This is a genomic window from Natronospirillum operosum (genome assembly GCF_004768465.1).
GTDB classification, from domain to species: Bacteria; Pseudomonadota; Gammaproteobacteria; order Pseudomonadales; family Natronospirillaceae; genus Natronospirillum; species Natronospirillum operosum.
The window spans coordinates 43,306-58,552 of the sequence record NZ_SRMF01000003.1 but is presented as its reverse complement, the minus strand read 5'-3'; the positions used below and the strand labels follow the sequence as shown (position 1 = coordinate 58,552).

Genomic DNA, 15,247 nt, shown 5'->3' with positions numbered 1-15,247 from the left:
CTGTCCGGCGGACATCCTTTGTCATCACAGACCTTGTCAGCCATGGGAACAAAGAAGCGCATCCAGGCAAGCAAACACAGCGCGACCGGGAAGTTCGCCCTGCCACAGTCGGTCAAAGCGCGCATGCAACTGTATGAGGGGGCCCTGAACGCCACCAGTACTGCTGTCTGCATTGCACTGGCGGATGCGGAACAGGATGACCCGATCATCTATGTCAATCCGGCCTTCGAGAGCATAACCGGCTACAACCGGGAACAGGTTCTGGGGCGGAACTGCCGCTTTCTGCAGGGCAATGACCGTGACCAGCCAAGCCTGGATCTGGTGCGGAAAGCCCTGAGAGAGCATTGCTCCTGCCGCGCTGTTCTGCGCAACTACCGGCAGAACGGAGATCTGTTCTGGAACCGTATCTACATATCCCCAATCCGGACCGAGGCTGAAACAATCTCGCATTTCATTGCCGTCTGCGAGGACATCACACTGCAGAAGGTAGCCGAGACCAGGGCCTCCGTGGCGCGCTCCGAAGCGCAGTTTCGCGCCACCCATGACACCCTGACCGGCCTGCCCAATCGCTACCTGCTCCGTGATCGGCTGCAGACAGCACTGGACAACGCCCACCGGACGGCAGAACCCCTGGCCGTGGTCGACATTCACATCGACCGGTTCAGCGCCATCAACGCCGAACTGGGCTATGTCATTGGCGATCAGATTCTGCTGGCGCTGGCCGAACGGCTGCGACAGCACCTCGGAGCGGCCACCACGCTGGGTCGCCAGGGCGGTGATGAATTCCTGCTGGTGGCCCCGGGCGTGCCCGATGAAACAGCCCTGTCGGCCTGGTGCCTGACGCTGAATGAACTGATCATGAAACGGCTGGCAGTAAAACCGGATCTGCGCCTTTCGGCCAGTATCGGCGCACATCTGGTCACCAACGCGGAACTGACTGCCGACGAGGTACTGCGGCGCGTCGAGCAGGCTGCCGAACGGGCCAAGCGAGAGGGGCGCAACAGTCATACACTCTATCATCCGGACATCGATTCACAGCCGGACTACCAGTTGGTACTGCGCAGCGAAATCTTCGACGCCATTCAGGAGGGGCAGTTCCTGCTGCACTACCAGCCTCAGATGTCCTGTCGCACCCAGCAGATTCTCGGTGTGGAAGCGCTCGCCCGCTGGCGTCATCCCAAGCGAGGCCTGCTGGCACCCCAGGACTTCATTCAGATCGCCGAAGACAGCGGACACATCGTCGCGCTGGGGGAATGGGTGTTGCGCACGGCATGCAACCAGCTCAGAGAATGGGTCCGGCTGGGGCTCAACCCGGGCTCCGTTGCGGTCAATGTGTCGGCCACACAACTCAGCCGTGAGTCCTTTACAGACAGCGTGCACCAGGCTCTGGAGGACTCCGGGTTGCGCCCGGATCTGCTTGAACTGGAACTGACTGAAAGCATCATGTTCAGCGATGCCAGTGTCACACTGGACAAGCTGAATGCGCTGAAGAAACTGGGTGTAAGGCTGTCCATCGATGACTTCGGCACCGGCTACTCCAGCCTGAGCTACCTGAAAAAACTGCCGATCGATCGCCTCAAGATTGACAAGAGCTTTATATCCGGACTGCCTGATGATCAGCACGACAGTGCCATTGTCAGAACCATCATTGCCATGGCGCGCAACCTCAATCTGGAGGTGGTTGCAGAGGGCGTGGAGACACTGCCACAACTGAATTTCCTGAGCCGCCATTTCTGTGATCAGGCTCAGGGCTACTATTTCTCACCGCCCATCGCCGCCGAAGGCATTTATGCCCTGCTGCTGGAGAAACAGCAGAAGCGAGCCGGAGGAAAGGATGATCAGCCCACCCTGTTGCTGGTGGATGACGAAGACAATGTACTGAGCGCTCTACAGCGCCTGTTCCGCCACGAGCCACTGCGCATACTGACGGCCGGATCGGCGGAAGAAGCCACGGTGATTCTGGCTGAGGAAACCGTGGAAGTCATTCTGACGGATCATGCCATGCCGGGTTCTTCCGGCATCGAACTGCTGCGCCACGTCGAATCGCAGCAACCCGACATTGTTCGCCTTCTCCTGACTGGTTATTCCAATCCGGCACTGATCGCCAGCGGGATAGACGACATCGCAGTGTACAAATGCCTGACCAAGCCCTGGCGCGATGACGAGTTGCTCGATACCGTGCGCCAGGCCTTCCAACTGCATCAGGACAAGTCAGACCCCTGAGCGGGCTCAGGGTTTCGACCGGCCCTGCTCCGGCGGGTTGTCGGCCTGGCCCTGCAGGAAATCGGCATACAGCGCGCCGACTGCTTCCAGGCCTTCATCCAGGTAGCTGCCCAGATACTTGGCAAAGAGGTCCAGCAGCACAATGGCGTTCGAGGTGGCGTCAGAGTCACTCATCAGGCGCAGACGACCACTGACACCCTGATTGAGCACCTTTATTTTCTGGTAGATGTCCTGCAGCAGAATCAGGTCCGGGGCGGCTCTGCCCTCCCGCCTGGACAGCAGATAACTGGCCATTGCAAAGTTGGTCACCGCCCGGAACAGCGTTTCGCTTTCATCAGAGAAGGGCAGGTGGTAACGGGCCATGGGGCGGAAGAATGTCATGTGCGGACAGCTGCTGCCGCCCATAAGCAGGCCCAGCAGCGAGCGCAGACCCTGCTGCACACTGGTGTCCACATGGTAGTCGCGTGTCGATGAATGCACAACGACGCGGGCCGGGGTGTGCGAGTCCAGATGTGCAAACCGGGCCACCACGGGGCAGACCACTGCCGCCAGCGGACACGCCGGCGAATCGGTACCATGCAGTGGGCAATGCACGCATTGCTCCGTCTCGAGTGCGATCAGTTCCGGCTCCACCTGTGTCTCACCGCCCGTATCCACGCCGACAATGCGGCCCATCGCGTCCTGCCAGACACCGATGCGAATCGATTTATCCGCCAGCTCGAAATGATAGACAAAGCTGGCGTTTTCAGACTTGGACCCAGACACTGATCTCACCCTTTTCAATCTGTTGCAAATCCACCAGGTGGTCGACATTCCGCTCTGTCAGCACATGGTTGCGGGCCAGCATCAGTACGCCATGACTGGTATAGAAATCCCGCGAGACCACCATGCCCGGCATCAACTGTCGGGCCACTGTGAGCCGCTCATCTTCCGTACCCTCATCGCGCTGGCGACGTTCCACAAAGCGCTCCAGCCACACCAGCACCTCGCTGTCATAGAGTCCGCCGACCTGGCTGTGCATTTCCGTCATGGCATGGCGCGGCCGGGCATGGGGTGCAACCCGTTCCAGGCCATTGATCATCAGGACGTAGTCCCGGGCCACCCGCACAATCCGACCGCCCATGGGTATCTCATGAGCCTTCAACTGATGCGGAGACCCGCTGCCGTTCCAGTTCTCCTGGTGGGTGGCAATAAACCGGGCCACGTCACTGAGGTAGTCCACACCCTCCAGCGCCAGCCCGCCGAGCAGGGGGTATTGCCGATACAGCGCCTGATCGTCATGACTCAGTTCGCCCGGGCTGGTCGAGATCAGTTCCCGGTCCAGCGCCACCTTGCCCAGTTCGTGCAACTGCGCGGCAAAGTACAGGTAGAGCAGTTCCCGGCGCTCAATGCCGCCGATGCGGCCAATGGCATAGGCCGTTTCTGCCACCTGCTGCGCAAAGCCCTTTTCAATGCCCGGCGTCATTTCAATAATGGCCGGACAACACCTTGATGGTGGATCGATAGGCCCGGGTCAGTGATTTGTTGGTCCGCTCCAGCTTCTCATTGACATCCTGCAGTTCGGCGGTTCTGGCCTTGACCTTGGCTTCCAGCGCATTGGTCAGATCGGTCAGACGGGCATTCTGCGTCTGTGTCACCTGCAGCAGGCGCTGATGCTCGCGGTATACCAGAGCCCGATCCAGCGCCTCTGCCATCACACTCAGCAATTCATCGTCATCCCATGGCTTGCCGATATAATGGTGTATCCCGGCTTCATTGATGGCTCTGATCGTCTGATTCAGATCCGCATGTCCGGTCATCAGGACCCGGCTGACATTGGGCCAGTTGCGCCGCACCCGCTGCAACAGCTCGGAACCATCCATGCCCGGCATGCGCATGTCGGTCAGCACCACATCGACCGCTTCCCGCGTCAGCACATCCAGCGCCTGCTCTCCGGATTCGGCGGTATGAATCTGATACCCCGACTTGCGGAACACGCGCTGCAGCGCCGACAGGATGGCGGCCTCATCATCTACCAGTAAAACGGCAGCCTTTACGTTACTGTCCATGATCGTCTCCACTGTCAGATCTGAAATCCGGCTGTATTGGCAACCAGACCAGGAAGCTGGTACCGACACCCGGTGTTGAGCGGATTTCGATACGTCCCTTGTGTTGCTCCACTATGCGCAGAGAAATTGGCAGACCAAGCCCGGTGCCCTCACCGGCAGGCTTGGTGGTAAAGAACGGTTCAAATATGCGTGCGCGTACCTCGTCTGTCATACCAGGGCCATTGTCGGTAATTTCAACCACCACCCAGTCATCAGAGTCATCACCGACCCGTGTGGTAATCTGTATTTCGCCCTGTGCTTCCATAGCCTGACCTGCATTCAGCAGGATGTTCAGAAAGACCTGGTTCAACTGATTGAGGGAGCAGAACACCGGCGGCAGGACACCGAAGTTGCGCACGATATGTGCCCGATGCTTCAGTTCGTAGTGCACGATATTCAGTGTTTTTTCCAGCCCCTGGTGCAGGTCAGCCCAGGCAAACTGGAAGGGCTCGGTACGCGAGAAGTCCTTGAGGTCCTGCACGGTTCTGCGCACTCTCTGGATACCCTCCTGCGACTCACCCAGCAACACGGGCAGGTCGGTGGAGATGAACTCCAGTTCGGCGGCTTCGGTCAGCTGCGCCACCTTGGCACGCGCCTCCTTGCTGCCCGGCTCGCCATCAAGGCACGCCAGCAGCTGCTGCACCAGTTGCAGCAGATTGGTCACATACTCCTGCAGGGTATTGAGGTTGGAACCCACATATCCGATCGGGTTGTTGATTTCGTGCGCCACACCGGCAGCCAGCTGGCCGATGGCGGCCAGTTTCTCGCTCTGCAACAGACGGCCTTCCAGGGTAGTGACCTGTTCGCGACTGGCCTGTGATTGTGCCCGCGCCTGATCCAGTGCCAGCAACAGGTCGGGCGTATCCGCATACAGTGCGTACTCCAGCTCGCGCCGCTGCAAGACATCAAACTGATGCATGATGGCCTGCGCCAGCAGGTCGCCCTGCTCGGCACTGATATCCGGCAGAAAGTGGAAAAAGACCGCACATCCCGGGCGGAAAGACAGGGTCAGGAAATCCCGGACCACGCACCCTGATCCCAGCTCACTTGTGTGACCTGTCGGGGTGGTCCATTCAACATCAATGCGCGCAAGTACATCGCTCAGCTCGGTCTCTGCGAGCTGCGCAAGCGACTCGACCAAAGCCGGCAACAGAGTGGGCAACTGACCTGACTGCAGGGCCTCGGCGGCACGGGCGTCCACCTCGGCACTCAGTCTGCGTATCCGTTCAGCGGGCGAATTGATGTGCCCCTCTGCAACAGGTGGCACTTCCATTTTCACCTCCGCTGGTCAATGGACATGACCTCAGTATAACTGCGGTCTGAGCCCATGCAATTACCCCTGAAGGGTCAGACCAGCTTCTTGAAGGTGTCGAACAGATCCTGATTGAACGGCCGCGGCATCTTCTCGATGGCCTCGATGATGTCGTGGTGCACCAGGCGATTGTTCTGAATACCGACACAACGCCCGCCTTCGCCCTCCATCAGCAGGGCAACCGAGAACGCACCCATCTGGCTGGCCAGCACCCGATCAAAGGCGCCCGGGGCCCCGCCGCGCTGAATATGGCCCAGCACGGTGGCCCGCGTTTCCTGGCCGGTATGCGCCTCGATGCGGCGCGCCAGCTCGTGGGTGTCGGTGATCTTTTCGGTAATGCAGATAATGGCGTGCTTCTTGCCCTTGGAGTCACCCTTGTCCAGGGCCCGCAGCAGGGATTCTTCCGAGAACGGTTTTTCCGGAATGATGGCGTACTCGGCACCGCCCGCCACGGCTGCCGCCAGCGTCAGATCGCCACAGTGGCGGCCCATGATCTCGACCAGGGAGATGCGGCGGTGTGATGAGGAGGTATCACGCAGACGATCAATGGCATCCAGCACGCAGTTCAATGCCGTGTTGTAGCCGATGGTGTATTCGGTACCCGGCACATCATTGTCGATGGTGCCCGGCAGGCCGATACAGGGATAACCCATCTCGGTCAGGCACTTGGCCCCCATGTAGGAGCCATCACCGCCGATGACCACCAGCGCATCAATGCCGTGTTGTTCCAGGTTCTTGATGGCCTGGCGGCGCACCGACTCTTCCTTGAACTCGGGGAAACGTGCAGACCCAAGGAAGGTACCGCCCCGATTGATGCGGTCTGATACATCCTGCCGATCCAGCTTGCGGATGTTGTTTTCATACAGGCCAAGGTAGCCGTTGAAGATACCGTAGACTTCCAGATCATTGTGCAGCGCAGTCCGGACCACGGCGCGAATGGCCGCGTTCATGCCCGGCGCATCACCGCCGCTGGTGAGCACACCGATTTTCCTGATCATGATTACCTCAACGTGATTCGGTTGGGTTGAGGGGCGAGTGTACGTAATTTTACTACAAATGTCTCTGCCCTGAGCTTCGCCCGCATGCCAACGCAGTCAGTCAGCCGCCACCACCCGGTTGCGACCCCGATGCTTGGCGACATACAGCGCTTCATCGGCACGCTGCAGAATGTGCTCGATGTCATCTTCCGGGCGGCATTCGGCCACCCCGGCTGACAACGTGATCCGCTGGCCTGCCGGCAAGGTCGGGGGCTGAGCTTCAGCAACCACCCGGCGCAGTTGGTCAATCAGTTCGCGCGCGGCGTGCAGGGAATAGCCCGGCAGCAGCAACAGGAACTCCTCTCCCCCAAAACGGCCAATGAAATGCTGATCCTCTACCTTCTCATCAAGCAGTCGCGCCAGCCAACACAGTACGGCATCGCCGGCATGATGGCCGTGGTTGTCATTGATGGCCTTGAAGTGGTCCACATCCACCATGCACAGACACAGCCGATTGCCCACCTCCGGGGTCTGCAGGCGCGCCTGCTCCAGATCCATCTGTTCCATCACCGAACGCCGGTTGGGCAACTGGGTCAGTGGATCACGGGTTGCGAGGTCTTCCAGCCGGTGCATGGCCTGCTCGAGCTCCCGATTTCGCGAACGCAGGCGATCCCGCAGGCTGGTGATCACACTGCCGATATAGGCATTCATGCTGACGGCCACTACGAAGGCCACCACAGCAGCCACTTCCACCCGCCAATCGGCCAGGCCGACCGGATACCAGTGGGCCTTCAGCAGAATCATGCCGGCGTATGACCCAACACCGAGTACATTCAGCGCCAGCATGCGCCAGAGCCCAAGCGCGAATACCGCAAACATCATGTTCACGGTACCCAGCAACAGGAAAGGCACCCGGGCCAGCGGGTCGGTCAGGAAAAACATGATATAGAGCTGCGAAAATATGCCGGTGAAGATCTGCAACACCGTCATGCTGGGGTCCGGCAGACGCCGGTTCAGGCCGGTCAGTATCATGCCGAAGAACAGGGACCAGGACAGCAGGATGATAGCCAGGTACTCGACAGCCCGCACCAGCGGCACCAGCCCCAGTGGCAGGTAGATCACGATCACACAGCCAGCCAGCACCGACAACGGCACACAGGCCCAGAGCGTACGCTGCAAACGCAGACGCTGCGCACGCTGAACAGGGTCAAGAGTCTGAGTAGGCGCGCTCAACAAGGCACTCCCGAGAACCGGCGGCAGTACGGACCGCCATTATTGTTTTTGGTGCTGTGTACCAGAGTTCAATTTAGGGGAGTTTGAACAGGTGTTCAAGAACCCATGTCAGACCTCGGTACGATAACGCGCCAGACGGTACTGGTGACCGACAACGGCACAGGCCGGCACGGCCAGCAACGCCACGGCCAACAGCGGCGCCAGGGCCCAGTTCGCGACTCCGGTGTGGTCCACCAGGGTACCGCTGAGCAGCGGCACGCCAAACGACAAAGCATAGCCAATGGTGAACATGCCGGCCGCCAGCGGTGCGGTCCGATCTGCCACCGCCATGGCAGCAGGCAGGGATACCATGAGTATCAGCACAATACCGACACAGAGGCTGGTGGCGAAGGCGGCCCAGAGTGCCCACCATCCGGAACCGAAGCCGAACAGCAGGGTGCCACCGATAGAGACCAGGGTCAGGGTCAGCAGCGGACTGGTCTGGCCCAGCCACCGACCGGCATAGCGCAGGGCCAGAAAAGAGGCCACGACCTGGGCACTGTTGAACAGCAGCAACCCGGAAGCCAGCAGATGGCCTTCACCCCGATCCTGCAGCACATTGGCCATATAGGCATTGAGACCGAAAAACAGCGTGCTGGACATGCCGACCACCAGCCCCATGGCCCACACCACTGGCTGCCGGAAATCCGGCAGCCAGTGGTGGCGCTGCTGCTCGGCTCTGGGCAGGCGGCTTGTGGGTGCGCCCATACCATAGAGAGCCGCCGCCACCAGAAGGCCAGGCAGACTCCACACCATCAGGGTCAGGCGCCAGCTGTCGCCCGTCAGCGGCAATACCAGCGGCAGCGTCAGCCCGGCGGCCAGCACCTCGCCCATCAACAGGCCGTTCATGTAGATGGCCGTGGCCAGCGCCACCCGCCCCGGAGTCCATTGCCTGACCAGAGACGGCAGTGACGTCTGCATGGCCGCTATACCCAGCCCCATGACGGCCGTGGCCAACAGCAGGGTCAGGGCCCCGTCTGTCCCGGCCCGTGCAATCGAACCGGCCACCGCCAGCAGCAGTGCGAAGATCAGCGTGGTCCTCACGCCGAGACGTGCCACCACCCAGGCTCCGGCAATGGCCCCACTGGCCAGCATCAGCACCGGCAACGTGGTCAGCATGCCCATGACGGTGGCCGACAGCCCCAGGTCCTCTGCCATTCGGGGCCCCAAAGGCGCGGTGACCAGCAACATCAGGCGCAGATACAGACCGCTGAACCAGAGCAGCAGGATGGTACGCAGGGACAGGGACAGCCGATGCAACATGAGACTACAGCACACTCCACAGTAAGCAGGTTCGGACGCCCTGCGGGAGGGCGTCGACGACAGAGCGCCGAGGGTAACATGAGCCTCAGATAAAGATCAGGCCGACCGATGCCACCGTCAGCGCCGCCAGGGTCGAATTGAACCACTGCCGGGCCCGATCACTGTGCAGCCACTTGACCACCTCCCGGCCCAGCAGGGTCCAGAACGAGGTGCAGGGGAAGGCCACCACAAAATACATCAGGATCACGGCCGCAGCCGACCAGATGTGCATGGGCGGGGCCAGGGCGAAAGCCGACAGTGCCGTGATGGCCATGGTCCAGGCCTTGGGATTGACCCACTGGAAGGCCGCGGCCTGCCAGAAGGTCAGTGGTCGCGCCTCTTCTGAGACCTCCACATCACTGAGCTGCACGCGACCCGCACGCCATATTTTCCAGGCCAGAAACAAAAGGTAGGTCGCCCCCACCACCTGCAGAATGCGCTGCATCACCGGCCAGCGCTCGAATACAGCCCCCAGCCCGGATGCAATCACCAACCCCAGCACCGAGAACCCCACTGCAATGCCCAGAATATGCGGGATGGTGCGACGGAAACCGAAATTGGCCCCGCTGGCCGTTACCATCAGGTTGTTCGGGCCCGGCGTAATGGTGGCCACGACCGTGAACATGAACAGGGACAGCAGATACGACAGGGTCATCCGACAAAGGCTCCTTTCCTTTCATAGCGCCTGAAAGCGGCAACTGATTGCAATTTGTATGGGTACAATTTTGATATTGCGCGACACTCTGCAGAACAATTGATACTATATAAACACTCATATTCTGCAATTGTTTTATTGACACCATGACAATATGGACGCCCGAACAACTGCCCGCCGACCTGCCCAAGTATCAGGCCATTGCGGCTGTCATCCGCCAGGCCATTGAGCAGGGCACACTGAGCCCCGGCACCCGCCTGCCGCCACAGCGCCGTCTGGCGGACATGCTGGCCGTCACTACCGGCACGGTCACCCGCGCCTATGCCGAAGCCGAACGCCTGGGTCTGCTGGAGGCCCGCGTCGGCTCCGGCACCTATGTGCGCCAGTGCAGTCAGGTCGACTCCTTTCGTTTCAGTGAGCAGCGCTCCGACATCGACCTCGGCTTCACCCTGGCACTGCGCGACCAGCAGCTACCGCTGTTGCAGGATAACCTGCAGGCCATCAGCCAGGATCCGGTCCTGCTGGAAGAGTTGCTGGGCTACGGCCCCGAAACCGGTCTCTACCGGCACCGGGCGGCGGCCAGTCGCTGGCTGGCGCGGGAGGGCACCGAGCGCTCACCGGAAAACATTCTGCTCTGCAGCGGCGGCCAGAACGGCCTGTTTACCGCCCTCACGACGCTGTGCGATACCGGAGACACCGTGCTCAGTGAAGGGCTGACCTACAGCGGCTTTATTCTCGCCGCCCGCCACCTGCGGCTGCGCCACATTGGTCTGAACATGGACGAGCAGGGCCTGCACCCCGATGCGCTCAAGACTGCCTGCGAGCGTTACCGACCGCGCGCGCTCTACCTGATGCCACAGCTGCAGAATCCCACCGGCAGCCAGATGTCACAGGCACGCAAAACGGCGCTGCTCGACATCTGCCGGCACTATGGCGTCATGGTCATTGAAGACAATGTACAGAGTGCACTGGTGACTGACGCCGGGCCGCCCATGGTGGCCTTGGCACCGGAGCAGGTGGTGGGCATCAGCAGTTGCACCAAGGCCCTGGCAGGAGGGCTGCGGGTCGGCTTTCTGCTGCCTCCGCCTTCGTGGATGGATCGTTTCCGGGTCGCCATTCGGGTCAACAGCTGGATGGTGCCACCGCTGCTCAGTGAGCTGGTCGCACGCTGGATTGAACACCCCCGGCTCGACACCTCATTGCGGCATCAGCGCGCCCAGAGTGCCCGCCGGCATGACCTGGCCAGGACGCTGCTGCGGGGGTTCGACTATCGGGCGCACCCACAGTCGCTCAGCGGCTGGCTGATGCTGCCGGAACACTGGCGCGCCCGCGATCTGACCCAGCATCTGCACCGGCAGGGCATTGAAGTGAAAGCGGCGGATGTGTTCGCTGTCGGCCAGTTCCCCGCGCCGGAAGCGATTCGCCTCTGTATTGGCGGTGACACCACGGAATGGCAGCTGGAAACCGCCCTGACGCGCCTGCGTGACTGTCTGGGGCAGCCCCAGGCCGACGACCACTGGCTGGCCGACAGCACGGTCTGAGCAGAGTCAGGCGCCGTGAAAGAACAGGTCCCTGGCATTCTGCGTGGTCTGCCTGATCAGGGCCTCCGGGGGGCTGTCCTTGAGCTCGGCGACCTTTTCGGCCACCAGCGGCAGATAGAAGGGGGCATTTTCCTTGCCCCGGAACGGCACCGGCGTCAGGAAGGGCGAGTCGGTCTCCAGCAGAATACGCTCCACCGGCGTCTCCGCCACCACGGCACGGACATTCTCCGCCTTGTTGAAGGTGATGATGCCGTTGAAGCCCAGATGAAACCCCTCCTGCAGACAGAACTCGGCCAGTTCCGGGCTGCTGGTAAAACTGTGGATGACACCGCGCAGCCCCTGACCGCTGAACTCGCGGAAAATGGCCATGGTGTCGTCATCCGCATCCCGGGTATGGACCACGATCGGCAGCGCCATATCCAGAGCAATCTGCAATTGCTCGGCAAAGGCCTGGCGCTGCTGTGCACGCGGCGAGTTGTCATAGTGGTAGTCGAGACCGATTTCGCCAATGGCCACCACGCGCTCCGACTCGGCGCCGGCGCGAATGCGCTGCCCGACCTCGGCGGTGTACAGTCTGGCCTCGTGCGGATGCACACCCTGGGTGCAGTACACGGCATCGTGCGTATCCGCCAGGGTGCGCACGGTATCCAGATTGTCGGGCGCCACAGCAATGGTAATGAAGCGCTCCACGCCGCGCTCACGCGCCTGCTGCAGAATGGCTTCGGTGCTGTCCTGCTGCAGGTAATCCAGATGGCAATGCGTCTCTATCAGCGGGGTCTGGAAAACCGGTATCTCTTTGCGCTTGCTCTTGCCGGACATGCAACCTCACAACAATTCGATGATCAGATCAGAAAGAAAAGCGGCGCGGAATCACCCGCAGCCAACCAGCCCAGTATAAAGCACTACCACCCCGGTCGTCAGGGTCCGTAGCTCTGGACCTGTCCGGCCCAAACGATATACAGTAGCCGCAGAACCGTGACACAACTATAAACCCGGCGGTTTGAATAGGCGTGGTATCAGTCGCCGACTCACCGGAGATACTAGACGCATGATCCGCATGATATTGCTGATCGGCCTGGCACTGCTGTGCGCCCAGCTCGGCCTGGCCAACAACGAACCCCGCAACACCGTAGTGGTCCCACCCGACGCTCTCGCCGACTATGAACGCTTTCTGGATGGTCGAGACCCGCTGAATATTCGCGATTACAGTGGCCGCTACAGCAGCCGCGAAGTCGTGGAGATGGTGCTGTTGCAGCAGGCGCTTGCCGCAGCCGAAGTCACACTGCCTATCGAGTTTGTGGCCGTGGACAGCGGCAGCGCCATGAAAGATGCCCTGCGTGACGGCAGCGCCGTAGCCGCCGGTACCAGCTTCTGGCTGGGCGAACTGACCCCGTTGCATGAAGATGTCCGCATTTCCACCTCGGTCATCAGTCGCGGCCAGTTCGAAGTGGGTTTCTATGTCCACCCTGACTCCGTGGTCCTGGAAGGCCAGGATGTCAGCAGCCTGCGTCAGATCTCCACCCGCCAGTGGCAGCAGGACTGGCAGCGCCTCACCGAAACCGGCTTCGACGCCCTGGTCCACTGGGACGCCTGGCCGTCACAGGTGGAATCCGTGCGCTCCGGCGAGATCAGCTTCCTGATCGCACCTTTTCAGTCCAATGAGCACATGCTGCTGGAACTGGATGACCGGACCCTGGCCCCGGTACCCGGCATCAAGCTAGCCCTGCAGGGCAGCCGCCATCTGGCTGTCTCGCGCCAGCACGCCAACGGCGCCTTCTTCAACTCGGCGCTGCAACTGGGCCTGCTGCGACTCAAGGAAGAAGGTCGCACCGAACAGGCTTATATCGATGCGGGCTTTCTGCAGCCGGCAGTTCACGACTGGTACCGGATCGAAGTAGGCAACTCGCACTCCGACTGGCAGTTCTGAGCCAGGCCTGAACGCGCGCTACTGCCCGCCCGGAGCTGCAATGGTGGTAGTGGCCTCAAACACCTTGGCCGGCGTCCAGAACCCGGGGGCATCCGGTTCGGCCAGCGGCCGGCCGTCGGCGTCCACGCGTACTGTCGTACCCTGACCGCCTTCGGTCAGCAGCACAGTGCCCTGTTCATTAAAGACTTCGACCGGGCCGCCGCCAAACAGCACATAGTCAGCCTGGCCGGGAATAAAATAACCGCCCCAGACAATGGTGCCTCGAATGCCCATGGTGGCGGCCGGGGTTTCAATCAGGTACGCGCTGTCAGCAGAGCTCACGCCCTCCGCGACAGCCAGAAACACGCCCCGCAGAACCCGGAAGTGCGCCTGCTGCTCGGCGGTCTGGGTGGCCGGCTCATAACGGGCAATTTCAAGTTCGGTATCAGCGCCCAGTGTGAGCAGGCTACCGCCGATAAACCGCAGTCGTGCGCGGGCCTCCGGCGCCGTCACTATGCTGTCACCGACCCGCAGGGCCGTGCCGCGCTGAACAGTTGCATCAGAATTCAGCTGGGCGGCCCCCTGCAGCGATACCACACGGGCAATGACATCATCGGCCGCTGCCGGCAACGCCAGCCCAAGCAGGGTAAGAGCCATCAGCGAGTAGCGAAGAGGAGCCATCAGCGCAGAGGGAGCAAACCTCATCAGCGCAGAGGGAGCGAGAGCCATCAGCGCAGAGGGAACGAGAGCCATCAGCGTGCGGCGGGGAAAAGCCGATACTTTGAACATGGATATGGAAATCTCCTTGTCTGCGGGGCTGTGGGTAGTGACTGACCAGTATGGACCATGGACCAACAATCTGGCCACATTCAGTACACCGGCAGGACATACGGCCTGACACGCCAGAACGGTCAAAAAAACAGCAACCTGAATTCCGTTTTTTTGACGGACTTCACATTTGGCGGCATCATGCCAACTAGTTTGCCCGGCCGGAGCGGTAAAAACGGTGGAAAAAGCAACTGAGACCCTGCACCAACTGGCCGCCTTTCTGCGCGCCCATGAGGGCATACGAACGGCCCAGTACAGTGCATTGGAGGCAGACCTGCCCGGCCATGTGGGCAATATGTTACGGCGCAGCCGCAGTGATCGTGGCTGGTCTCAGCGCTGTGCCGCCCAACAGCTGCACATCAGTCGGGCCCAGTATCTGCGCTATGAGTCCGGCGTCGCCATGCCGAGGCTGCACACCATCAGTCTGTGGTCCCTGATTTTCGGTGCCCCACCCAGCGTCCTGCTCAGCCCCAGCCGCTACGGCCAGAATGAACGCGCTATTCCGCCGCACTTTTTCCGCCTGTCCCAGTGGCTGTGTGAATCGCCTACCCTGGTCTTCTGTGACACCCTGCAACAGATTCAGCGCCTGCTGGATCTGCCGGAACTGCTGCCCGATCCGGCAAGCTGCTGCCTGGATGACCACCTGCTGGAGGAAGCACGAGCCGAAGTCATGAGCCATAACCTCTATCTGACCGTAGGCGCCAACCTGCGTCTGGTACGGCAGATGCTCAACTACAGCCAGGAAGAGATGGCCAATGGGCTGGGCATTTCCACCAGTCATTACCTGTCCATTGAACGCGGGGATGTAACCTACTCGTTCGCCATGCTGCCTCGCTTCTCCTATGCCATGCAGCTGCCGCCCCTGGCACTGGCAATCAACACCCGTTACTACGCCGCCCGCCAGGCCTTGTCCACGCGCTACAATACCGCCCTCGACCTGTTCGAGTGTGTCGCCGACGACCTGAAGGAATCCGTGCTGGACCACATTGTCGGTACCATGACCCTGTACCGCCTGAGTCAGAGACAAAGGTAGCCCTGAACAGGACCTCTGGCGAGAACGCGACTTCCCGGCCCACCGTTTGTATCTGTTTCTCTATGGCCCCTGCCGCCCGGCCTCGCTACCTTGTTAACCCAGACTGCAGAG

General features: G+C 61.0%; 14 protein-coding genes. 4 read left to right on the top strand and 10 right to left on the bottom strand.

Going from position 1 to position 15,247, the window contains the following annotated elements; genetic code table 11:
• Window positions 1–42 precede the first annotated feature (42 nt).
• Window positions 43–2,223 carry an EAL domain-containing protein gene (locus E4656_RS09250; RefSeq protein ID WP_135482946.1) on the top strand — a complete coding sequence of 727 codons (2,181 nt, stop codon included), beginning with the start codon at window positions 43–45 and terminating at the stop codon, window positions 2,221–2,223.
• 6 nt (window positions 2,224–2,229) lie between these two features.
• Here E4656_RS09250 and E4656_RS09245 read toward each other — a convergent pair whose 3' ends face one another.
• The 8 genes from E4656_RS09245 to E4656_RS09210 form a co-directional block, all read right to left on the bottom strand.
• Window positions 2,230–2,988 (bottom strand): DUF6901 family protein, encoded by a 759-nt coding sequence (locus E4656_RS09245; protein WP_135482945.1) that lies wholly within the window; start codon window positions 2,986–2,988, stop codon window positions 2,230–2,232.
• Complete coding sequence (locus E4656_RS09240) at window positions 2,969–3,688, bottom strand: HD-GYP domain-containing protein (protein ID WP_135482944.1); 720 nt, start codon at window positions 3,686–3,688, stop codon at window positions 2,969–2,971. Before E4656_RS09240 ends, E4656_RS09245 begins: the two co-directional genes overlap by 20 nt.
• A 1-nt stretch (window position 3,689) precedes the next feature.
• Entirely contained in the window at window positions 3,690–4,271 is a 582-nt protein-coding gene (locus tag E4656_RS09235) for a response regulator (protein ID WP_135482943.1), read from the bottom strand.
• Entirely contained in the window at window positions 4,261–5,583 is a 1,323-nt protein-coding gene (locus E4656_RS09230) for a sensor histidine kinase (protein ID WP_205849158.1), read from the bottom strand. Before E4656_RS09230 ends, E4656_RS09235 begins: the two co-directional genes overlap by 11 nt.
• A 74-nt stretch (window positions 5,584–5,657) precedes the next feature.
• Window positions 5,658–6,620 (bottom strand): 6-phosphofructokinase, encoded by a 963-nt coding sequence (gene pfkA, locus E4656_RS09225; RefSeq protein WP_135482942.1) that lies wholly within the window; start codon window positions 6,618–6,620, stop codon window positions 5,658–5,660.
• Between the two features lie 96 nt (window positions 6,621–6,716).
• Complete coding sequence (locus E4656_RS09220; protein ID WP_135482941.1) at window positions 6,717–7,832, bottom strand: GGDEF domain-containing protein; 1,116 nt, start codon at window positions 7,830–7,832, stop codon at window positions 6,717–6,719.
• Between the two features lie 108 nt (window positions 7,833–7,940).
• A complete protein-coding gene (locus E4656_RS09215) occupies window positions 7,941–9,134 on the bottom strand; it encodes an MFS transporter (RefSeq protein WP_135482940.1) in 1,194 nt (397 codons plus the stop codon).
• An 85-nt stretch (window positions 9,135–9,219) separates the two neighbouring features.
• A complete protein-coding gene (locus E4656_RS09210; RefSeq protein WP_135482939.1) occupies window positions 9,220–9,828 on the bottom strand; it encodes a LysE family translocator in 609 nt (202 codons plus the stop codon).
• 146 nt (window positions 9,829–9,974) lie between these two features.
• Between E4656_RS09210 and E4656_RS09205 the strand changes: the two genes are divergently transcribed.
• Window positions 9,975–11,369, top strand: a complete 1,395-nt coding sequence (locus tag E4656_RS09205; protein WP_135482938.1) for an aminotransferase-like domain-containing protein — start codon at window positions 9,975–9,977, stop codon at window positions 11,367–11,369.
• 6 nt (window positions 11,370–11,375) lie between these two features.
• Here E4656_RS09205 and E4656_RS09200 read toward each other — a convergent pair whose 3' ends face one another.
• Window positions 11,376–12,188: a TatD family hydrolase gene (locus E4656_RS09200; protein ID WP_135482937.1), complete on the bottom strand. Its 813-nt coding sequence runs from the start codon at window positions 12,186–12,188 to the stop codon at window positions 11,376–11,378.
• Between the two features lie 229 nt (window positions 12,189–12,417).
• Between E4656_RS09200 and E4656_RS09195 the strand changes: the two genes are divergently transcribed.
• Window positions 12,418–13,296 (top strand): hypothetical protein, encoded by an 879-nt coding sequence (locus E4656_RS09195; protein WP_135482936.1) that lies wholly within the window; start codon window positions 12,418–12,420, stop codon window positions 13,294–13,296.
• 18 nt (window positions 13,297–13,314) lie between these two features.
• Here the strand turns inward: E4656_RS09195 and E4656_RS09190 are convergent, their stop codons facing one another.
• Complete coding sequence (locus tag E4656_RS09190; protein ID WP_167856004.1) at window positions 13,315–14,064, bottom strand: FecR family protein; 750 nt, start codon at window positions 14,062–14,064, stop codon at window positions 13,315–13,317.
• A gap of 217 nt (window positions 14,065–14,281) precedes the next feature.
• Between E4656_RS09190 and E4656_RS09185 the strand changes: the two genes are divergently transcribed.
• Window positions 14,282–15,136, top strand: coding sequence for a helix-turn-helix transcriptional regulator (locus tag E4656_RS09185; RefSeq protein WP_135482934.1), 855 nt, complete (start codon window positions 14,282–14,284; stop codon window positions 15,134–15,136).
• Window positions 15,137–15,247: the final 111 nt, after the last annotated feature.